The sequence below is a fragment of the Psychrobacter sp. 1U2 genome, from assembly GCF_051847575.1.
This window is the reverse complement of record NZ_JBPYDC010001404.1, coordinates 1-608: the sequence shown is the minus strand read 5'-3', so window position 1 is coordinate 608 and position 608 is coordinate 1. Positions and strand designations below refer to the sequence as shown.

Here is a 608-nt window from a genome sequence, read left to right as displayed (position 1 = left end):
GAATATATGAAATATTATAAGTAGAGATAGTCATGGCAGTTGATTTTAGTAATACCTTGATAGTTGCAATTTCTGCAACAGCGCTATTTGATTTATCAGAATCAGAAAACCATTTATTGCAATTGTTGCAACAAAGGCCTGATAATGCCGTCAAAGAATTTCGTGATTATATGGCAGTACGTGAGAATGATGATTTGAACATAGGTGCAGGTTATCCGCTCATTCAGGCTCTTCTTAATTTAAACAACTACAATCAGCCACCAATAGATTCAGATGTTGAAGCCCCTTTAGTAGAAGTTGTTATTGTCTCAAAAAGTAGCCCTGATACTGGTATTCAAGTACTCAATGCCATACGCGCTCATGGACTAAATATATCACGTTCAGCTTTTATCTCTGGCAGTCCGGTTGCACCTTATATTGCAGATTTTAAAGTAGACCTATTTTTGACTACCAATCGTGACGACGCGCAACAAGTTGCAGATGCTAATATCTGTGCTTGTGCGATACTTGATGCCACGCCTGTAGATACCTATGAGCTTGATACTGAGCAGTTGCGTATAGCTTTTGATGGCGATGCTGTACTGTTTGACGATTCAGGAGAGTTGTTA

The 608-nt window shown here is 38.8% G+C and carries 1 protein-coding gene; it reads left to right on the top strand.

The features are described 5' to 3' along the window. Window positions 1–32: 32 nt before the first annotated feature. Window positions 33–608, top strand: a 576-nt coding sequence (locus ACS8FD_RS22335) for a 5'-nucleotidase (protein ID WP_439277475.1), incomplete at its 3' end; no start/stop codon positions are given.